The sequence below is a fragment of the Fluviicola sp. genome (assembly GCF_030151805.1).
Lineage (GTDB): Bacteria > Bacteroidota > Bacteroidia > Flavobacteriales_D > Crocinitomicaceae > Fluviicola.
The window spans coordinates 1-8,579 of record NZ_JASLCN010000430.1; the positions used below are offsets into that span (position 1 = coordinate 1).

4 protein-coding genes are annotated in these 8,579 nt (G+C 43.1%); 1 reads left to right on the plus strand and 3 read right to left on the minus strand.

What is annotated here, in order from left to right; all coding sequences use genetic code 11:
• The coding region (locus Q1V93_RS16375; protein WP_300666138.1) for a PKD domain-containing protein at positions 1–5,920 on the plus strand (5,920 nt) is incomplete at its 5' end.
• Between the two features lie 66 nt (positions 5,921–5,986).
• Here Q1V93_RS16375 and Q1V93_RS16380 read toward each other — a convergent pair.
• From Q1V93_RS16380 to Q1V93_RS16390, 3 genes are all read right to left on the minus strand, one after another.
• Complete coding sequence (locus tag Q1V93_RS16380; RefSeq protein ID WP_300666139.1) at positions 5,987–6,490, minus strand: DinB family protein; 504 nt, start codon at positions 6,488–6,490, stop codon at positions 5,987–5,989.
• Between the two features lie 214 nt (positions 6,491–6,704).
• Complete coding sequence (locus Q1V93_RS16385; protein ID WP_300666140.1) at positions 6,705–7,388, minus strand: YafY family protein; 684 nt, start codon at positions 7,386–7,388, stop codon at positions 6,705–6,707.
• The coding region (locus tag Q1V93_RS16390) for an FAD-linked oxidase C-terminal domain-containing protein (protein WP_300666141.1) at positions 7,385–8,579 on the minus strand (1,195 nt) is incomplete at its 5' end. The genes Q1V93_RS16385 and Q1V93_RS16390, both read right to left, overlap by 4 nt.

Genomic DNA, 8,579 nt, shown 5'->3' on the forward strand with positions numbered 1-8,579 from the left:
ATTTAATTTTTGTTATTACGGACAGACCTACACAACCTGTAGAGTCGGCTCAAATGGTGCGATCAAATTCGGTGCGTTCGCCGGAGGAACTCATCCATGGAGTTTTTCTGCAAGTTGTCCTTCTACTGCTTTGACAACTGCGGGAGATGTTTTCGGAGTTTATCACGATATGGACCCTACGATCGGAACTCCGACAGGGACAGTAAGATGGTTTTTATTGGGTACGGCTCCTTGCCGTATTTTCGTGGTTTCTTACGATAACATGCGTCACTTTAACAATGCGAACTGTCCAACGGTCAGATCTACTTGTATGATGGTATTGTATGAAACAACAAACGTTATCGATGTATATGTTCAGGCAAAACCATTATGTACTAACTGGAACAGTGGTAATGCCATTATCGGAATTCAAAACCCGGCAGGTACGGCAGGAATTGCTGCTCCTAATAGAAATACAAATCCTACCTGGGCAATAAACACACCGGAAGCATGGCGTTTTACACCGAATGGTGCTGCTAATTACTCTGTGGCTTGGTTTCAGGGACCAACTCAAATCGGCTTAGGAAATACGATTAACGTTTGTCCGACCGGACCAACGACTTATACATCTGTCATTACCTATAACAGATGTGACGGAACAACTGTAACTGAAAATGATCAGGTAGCAGTAAGCTTTTCAAACTTAGCTCCGGCTACCGTTACACCGACAGCTGAATCCTGTGCAAATTACAATAACGGTTCTGTTGTGATCAATAACCCTCCTGGTGCGGGGCCTTATACTGTAAATATTGCAGGGCCGGTCAGCGGGTCCGTCGTCGAGGCTAATACAGCCGCCGCCACGGCAAGTTTCACCAATTTACCGGATGGAAACTACACCTATACAGTAACAGGGGCAAACGGTTGTACAACCAATGGTACGTTTACCATTGGAGCCGGGCCGGTTTGTTGTAGCGTAACTGCTGCCGGAACCAATATTCTTTGTAATGGATCACCAACCGGTACTGCTACAGCAACGCCAACAGGTATGGCGCCTTATACTTATTCCTGGACAGGCGGGCAAACGTCTCAAACAGCTTCCGGATTAGGAGCAGGAAGTTACACTGTTACAATGACAGATAACTCCGGTTGTGTTGCGACTGCAAACGTATCAATTACACAGCCAACTGCATTGAGCGGTACACTTACTCCAACGAACGTAAGTTGTAACGGAGCATGTAACGGATCTATAACAGTTGCAGCTTCAGGTGGAACTTTACCTTATCAATACAGCATTAACGGGGGTGCTTTTCAGGCATCAAATTCCTTTACAGCATTGTGTAACGGAGCTTATGCAGTAACAATTAAAGATGCAAACAACTGTACGGTTGTTCTGAATCAAAATATTACCCAACCTGCTATTTTGAATTTAACACAAGGCTCAATAACTCCTGCAACTTGTGGTTCTAATAACGGTTCTGTTACTGTAGTTCCTGCAGGTGGAACCATTCCTTATACATACACTATTGACGGAGGAGCAAGTCAGGCAAGTGCTACTTTTAATGGATTGACTGCGGGTGTTCATAACGTAGTAGTTACGGATAGCCGTGGATGTACCAAAGTATTGTCAATAACAATCACTGCAACAAACTCACCGGTGGCATCTATTTTGAGTAAAACAAACGTAAGTTGTTTTGGCGGGGTGAATGGATCTGTAATTATCGGAATTGCCGGAGGTTCTTCACCGTTTACTTATTCAATTGGTGGACCAACACAAGCGTCCAATACATTTACCAATTTAACGGCTGGTTCTTACACAGCTACTGTAACGGATGTAAATGGATGTACTTCTACTATTCCGTTTACAATTACAACTCCACCTCAGTTGACATTCACATCAACACCAACGGCAGCTTCCTGTAATGCAGTTTGTGACGGACAAGTTCTGGCGAATGTATCCGGTGGAACAGCTCCATATCAATATTCATCAAACAATGGTGTAACTTACGGATTGGCAAACCCAATGACTGGTTTATGCGCAGGATTGATTCATGTAGTTATAAAAGATGCTAACGGATGTTTGACCAATGCTGACGTCACTGTTACTCAACCAACTCCTGTTTCTGCAACATTTGTGAAAACAAACCCAATTTGTAACGGGTCCTGTGACGGGACAATTGCTGTGACTGCCTCAGGTGGAACACCGGCTTATCAATATTCATTAAATGGTGGAACGTTACAGTCCGGAACAACAATCACAGGTGCATGTGGAGGTAATAACACGATTTTAGTACAAGATGCACACGGATGTCAATTTTCTTCTGTGCAAAATTTGGTTAATCCTCCGGGATTCGGAATTGACACAACTTCTGTTTTGGTTTCGAATTGTGGAAGTAACAACGGAGAGTTGAATGTTGCAGCAAATGGTACAAACGGTCCTTTTCAATATTCTATTAATAACGGTCCTTTCCAGGCATCCGGAACGTTTTCGAACTTGTTTGCAGGAGCATATCAAATCACAGCTGTAGATCAATTAGGTTGTACTTCATCCGTATTTTTCGGGGTTAGCGATGTTCAGATGGAAGGAATTACCCTCCATCAGTATGATGCTACTTGTTTTGGGGTTGCCAATGGTGAAATTGAAGTTGAAAACGTTAGCGGACAAATTCCGATTACTTATGAGTTGGATAACAATGGAGTTCCACAATCAAGCGGTGTCTTTTCAAATTTACCGTTTGGATCACATATTGTAACTATTTACGATGGTGGATATTGTATCTTTACGATTCCGTTTATGGTCGATGAACCGACAGAAGTTCAGTTTGACACGGACCTGACAAACATCAGTTGTAACTCGGGGAGTACAGGAGAAATTGATTTTATCAATGTGACTGGAGGAGCAGGCTCATACCAATTCAGTATTGATGGAGGAGGCTCTTTCCAAACCGGAACTACATTTACGGGATTGGCTGCCGGAACATATGATTTGGTTGTTATGGATGATAACGGATGTATGGTCTTTGGTTCAGCTACTCTGACTCAGGCACCGCCATTAGTGATGGCAACAACTATTTTCGACCTGGGATGTTTCAACGATAATACGGGAGCAATTCAAATCGGAACGACAGGGGGTACTGGTGCTTATCAATACAGTATTGATAACGGTGCGACTTTTTCTCCTGTTGAATCCTTCTTTAATTTGGCTGCCGGAACATACAACCTGATAACACAGGATGCAATGGGGTGCCAGGTTACCGGGACAGCAACGGTTAACCAGCCGACTCAGCTGGCAGCAACGTACACACCGACAAATGCATTGTGTTTTGATGCCTGCGACGGACAAATTGTAGTAAATGCTACCGGCGGAACAGCTCCTTATTTGTATAGTCCGGATAATGGATTGAATTATTTTCCAACGTCTACACTAACCGGGCTTTGCGCTGGTAACGTGGATATCCAGATAAAGGATAATAAGAATTGTTTTATCAATGCAGTTCAGGTAATTGGAGAGCCAACAGCAGTTGCGTTGACAGTTGTTCCTACTGATGAAACTTGTGCGGCGTCAAACGGTGGAATTGCAATTACAGGTTCCGGAGGAACTGGCGCATATACTTATAGTATCGACAATTCAGTGACTTATTCGGCAACTTCTACCTACACAGGTTTAAGCTCAGGTATCTATAACGTATTTATTCATGATGCAAATAACTGTGAGGCAACTACAACGGTTTCCATTTCGAATCAGGCATCACCGATTATTATCGGAGCAGCCGTTCAGAATGTGAGTTGTAATGCTGCATGTAACGGAGAGTTACAGGTAACGGTTTCAGGCGGAACGGGCGCGATTTCCTATTCAATCGGAACTCCGCAACCTGCATCTCTGATCACGAATATTTGTGCAGGAAATTACACTTTGACAATTACAGACCAGAATGGATGTACGGATACAGAACCGATTGTGGTTACTGAGCCAACTCCATTGGCAGCAGTTGTTACTCCGACTGCATTGACTTGCTTCAATAATAGCACCGGACAAATCACATTTGCTGCCTCAGGTGGAACTGCACCTTATTCGTACAGTACGAATAACGGAGCTTCCTTCTCAAATCAAACAACTGTACAATTCTTGAGTGCCGGGTCTTACAATACGGTGGTAAAAGATTCGAAAGGCTGTTTGGTAAACACAACCGTGAATGTTACGGAACCTGCTCAACTCGTTGTTCAAAACGTAGCAGTTACCAATGCAAGTTGTCATGGTTTCTGTGATGGAAATGCTACAGCAACTGTAACGGGAGGAACTCTTCCTTATAATTATACCTGGTCAAACGGAGCTACAGGATCTAATACAACGAACGGATTGTGTGCAGCATCTTATAGCATAACAGTTACTGATGCAAATGCATGCTCAGCAGTTCAGACATTCAGTATTACAGAACCGCCAATGTTGGTGATTACCAGTACAAGTGCTACGGATGCTCTGTGTAACGGAGATTGCAACGGTACTATTACAATCAACTCACTATTGGCTACTGGTTATAGCATTAATAATGGAACGACATTCCAGCCAACGAATACTTTTACAGGACTTTGCGCAAATACATATGCGATCCAGGTTAAAGATGTAGCTGGATGTGTGCAATCTGGTACAATCACTGTCGGACAACCTCAACCGTTGGTTCAGGCAGCGATTCCTGAAGACGGACTTTTGATCTGTTATGACGGTTACGGGACTTTGTCCGGTAGTGCAACGGGTGGAACGGCTCCATATTATTATGTTTGGAATACAGGAGATACGACTCAATATCTGAATGTGAACCTGACAGTTCCTGCGACATTTACGTGTACGGTTTATGATCAGAATGGCTGTGTTTCAAATGCTCAGAATGCAAGTGTAACAGTGCGCCCTCCTTTTGTGGCGTCCGTTACAACTCCGGTTATGGCTTGTCCGGGAAATCCGGTTACGATGACTGGTTCGGGTGTTGACGGATTGCCGGGATATTCTTATGAATGGTTAACTCCGGTGGCGCACGATACTCTGGCTAACGGAGCAAGTTATACTTACGTACCAAGCGGTTCGGAAACAGTATTGATGGTTGCACATGATGCGTGTTACAGATATGATACGATTCCGGTAACAGTTCAAATCTATAATCTTCCAAGTCCGGTATTCCAGGTTACGCCAGCTTCCGGTTGTTCACCGTTAGTAGCAACCTTTGATTTTCCTGCTGTCGTAGCAGGATCAATTACAAGTGCAACATGGAATTTCGGAGACGGATCAACAGGAAGTGGGGTGTCTACTTCGAACATATTCACGCAGGTAGGATGTTATGACGTTTCAGTTGAGATTACGACAACTGAAGGTTGTATTACTGATACAACGTTGTTGAATGTGGTGTGTGTGGTTCCTGATCCGATTGCGAACTTTACCTGGAGTCCGGTTCCTCCTTCAACAGTAAATTCAACGGTTAAATTCCATGATAATTCGGTAAATGCTGTTTCTTATGATTGGGATTTCGGAGCGTTCGGATCATCGACACTTGAAAACCCGATGGTAAATTACGGAGACATTGATGCCGGTAGTTACGAAGTTTGTTTGACAGTAACTTCTCCGGAAGGTTGTCAGAACGAAATTTGTAAACCGATTGTGTTTATCGAAGAGTTCCTGATTTTTGTACCGAATACATTTACTCCTGACGGCGATGAATTCAATAACATATTTATCCCTGTTTTCCCTGACGGAATGGCAATGGATGATTACACCTTTGCAATCTTCAACAGATGGGGTGAAATCTTGTTTGAATCTCATGATGTTGCAGTTGGATGGGACGGAACATATCACGGAGCAACCGTAAAAGAGGGAGTTTATACCTGGACGATTGTTGCCAAAGGCGGGGGAGATAAAAAAGCCCGTAGATATGAAGGACATGTAAATATGTTGAGGTAAGCAACACTGTTTGCGATCAAAAATAATGATATAAAAAAAGCCCTGACACTATCGTCAGGGCTTTTTTTATGCTTGAAATTCAGGGAAGTCTGCTGTAGGACCGTAGCTTTGCGGAACAGGAATTCCGAGTAAGCGGTAATTTACACCCAATTGAGCTCTGTGATGCACGGTTTGGTTGTGAGCCATTCGGATCACGTCTTCTTTGCTTCGTTCAGAATAAATGGTTGCTCCTGAACGCAATACCCACGTTTTGTCCAAAGCCGCGTCTTCGACATGATTTAATGCTGCCATTCCTTTTGCAACACACTCCTCAAAATACGTCATTGCCTGCTCAACTGAATCTAGTTTTTTAGGATCGTAAGGAGTGTTTTCAAAGTCCAACTCATCAGTTGTTACTGCCATTTCAGCCCAAAGAGGAAGATCAATCACATGAAGGAAAATATCTCCTAATTTCATGCTTTTCTCATGAACCTTGTAATCCTTTTTGTCAAAAGGAAAAGCCTTGATAAATTTTCTGGTTGTTTCTGCTTCAGCAGCCAATTGTGCCTGTAATTGTTCTTTTCGTGTCATGATTTCTAAATTTTAATACAAAGAAAAGGAGTCACACTGACAACCCTATGGCAGTCTGTTTTTCGGATATGAAAATTTTTATGTAAAATGAAGAAATCAAAAGGAAACTGAATGCTTGCGCTGAAGCTACAGCATAGGCGCAGCGGATTCGAAGTAACTTTTCACTTCTATTTTCTCACTGTTACTTTTTCAATTGGTCAATTTTGAATTTGCTTTAGTAATTTACCGGAAGTTTGTACTCGCTTAGGGAAATATGCTTGCTCACTTCAAACGGATTCATTGTTTGACGAAGCTCTTTGATACGATCAATTTTGAAATCGCGGTAGTCTTTCCGGAGCTGACAATAACCGATCAAATGCCAGGAAAAAGCATAAAATACCAGGCCGATCGGTTCTACGGTTCGCTCCAGTAACTCCTGTTTTAAACTTAAATAACTGATCCGGACTTGTTTTTGTTCGGTAATAGCCTGTTGAATGTCTGCTAAATAATCAAACGCGTTGTTCAAACGATGGGGAAGCTGCAATTTGATGCTCTGATCCAGCAATGCTATTTTTTCTTTATCGACCTGTTTTAAAACGGCCTTGATTTTCGTTAGGGCATTATCGAAAGTGGCTTGAATGGATTTGTCTCCGAAACCTTCGATTAATGATTGAGATAACAACAAGGCATTTGCTTCGTCCAGAGTGAATGAAACCGGCGGAGTAAAATATCCCGGAACGATGAAATAGCCTTTGTTTGGCTCAAAACTTACCGGAATTCCGGCTTCTCCGATTGCTTTAATGTCCCGGTAAACTGTTCGGATACTGATTTCAAATTTCTCAGAAACCCGTTCGGCACTCACATATTTTCGGGATTGAAGGAGTGTGACAATTCCAAATAAACGGTCTACGCGGTTCATGAGTGTTTTTTTGGTAGAACTTTCCCCGGATTCAATAAGTTTTTCGGGTCGAATACCTGCTTGATGGAACGCATCAGATCGAGTCCGGTTTCACTGAAAGCCAAATCCATATATGGTGTTTGAACCAAACCGATTCCGTGTTCTCCTGAAATGGTTCCTCCCAAACGGACAACTTCGGTAAACAATTCCCGGATTGCTACCGGAAGTTGATTATTCCAGGCGTCTTCACTCAGCTGATCCCGGATAATATTGACGTGCAGATTTCCATCTCCCGCATGCCCGTAACAAACAGATTTGAATCCGTATTTCTTTTCCAATTCCTTTACTTTCTTTAGTAATTGGGGCAATTCGTAGCGTGGAACAACCGTATCTTCTTCCTTATAGGTCGAATGAGTTTTGACGCATTCTCCGATTTTTCGTCTCAGGCGCCACAAACTGTCCTTTTGAGCTTCCGTTTCGGCAAAAAGAATTTCATCAATATCAAATTGCTCTGCGAGCTCCATGATTTTCTCACTTTCCTGCATCAAAACATCCTGGTTGAAACCATCCAATTCGATTAAAAGGTGTGCATCGTGATCATCCTTTAAGAGATTCGGAGCATCGTCCACGTAGGGAGTTGTGAAAATAATCGCATCCCGGTCCATGTATTCCAAACCGCTTGGAATGATGCCTGCCATGAAGATTTTCCCGACAGCTTCACAAGCTTCCACGCCGTTCCGGAAAGGAATCAACAGCAATAAATTATGAGTAGGGTGGGGAATCAGGCGCAGTACGATTTTGGTAACAATGGCCAACGTTCCTTCACTCCCGATAATAAGTTGCGTTAAATTGTATCCGGTAGCGTTTTTAATCACATTTGCGCCTGTCCACAGAACGTCGCCATTGGGTAAAACAACTTCCAGGTTGAGTACCCAATCTTTCGTAACGCCGTATTTCACCGCTTTTGGTCCGCCCGAATTTTCAGCAATATTTCCACCGATAAAACAAGACCCTTTCGATGCCGGATCAGGAGGATAGAATAACCCGACAGCTTTTACTGCATTTTGAAGTTCTTCCGTTACAACTCCCGGTTCGGTAATTACCTGGTGGTTTTGTTCATCTATCCGTATGATTTTATTCATGCGTTCCAAACTCAGGAGCACACCGCCGTAATTTGCCAACGCACCACCGCTCAAACCGGTTCTGGCTCCG